The organism is Rheinheimera pleomorphica (genome assembly GCF_011634895.1).
Classification (GTDB): Bacteria; Pseudomonadota; Gammaproteobacteria; order Enterobacterales; family Alteromonadaceae; genus Alishewanella; species Alishewanella pleomorphica.
Genome location: NZ_SIRR01000028.1, coordinates 1 through 522, shown reverse-complemented (window position 1 = coordinate 522; position 522 = coordinate 1). Strand labels below are relative to the sequence as shown.

Genomic DNA, 522 nt, shown 5'->3' with positions numbered 1-522 from the left:
TTGGGTCTGTAGCTCAGGTGGTTAGAGCGCACCCCTGATAAGGGTGAGGTCGGTAGTTCGAGTCTACTCAGACCCACCAAATTCGCTGCCATGCGTTGTTGCAGAGCACCTCACATACGACAGTATGCTTCGGTCCTCTGCGCCTAGCCTGCCAACGAATTACCATTTGATTGGGGTTATAGCTCAGCTGGGAGAGCGCCTGCCTTGCACGCAGGAGGTCAGCGGTTCGATCCCGCTTAACTCCACCAACACCTTTTATGCGTTGTTGCAGCGAACCTCACATACCTAAGTATGCTACGGTTCACTGCGCCTAGCCTAAAAGTCGTTGGTTACACTGATGATTGCTCTGGAAATTCAAATATAAGCACTTAATGTGATTAAGTTTTTATATTTGAGTTTAATCTCAAACCGCTCTTTAACAATTTGGCAAGCTGATAGTAGTAAAAACAAGCTAAGCAACCTCTCGAACTCAAGCGAGAGAGTGTATAGCAAAGCACACTGTACATCTCAAGACATTTTGGG

2 tRNA genes are annotated in these 522 nt (G+C 46.9%); both read left to right on the top strand.

Going from position 1 to position 522, the window contains the following annotated elements:
* Nucleotides 1–2 precede the first annotated feature (2 nt).
* A tRNA-Ile gene (locus EYB30_RS16295) sits at nucleotides 3–79 on the top strand.
* A gap of 93 nt (nucleotides 80–172) precedes the next feature.
* A tRNA-Ala gene (locus tag EYB30_RS16290) sits at nucleotides 173–248 on the top strand.
* Nucleotides 249–522: the final 274 nt, after the last annotated feature.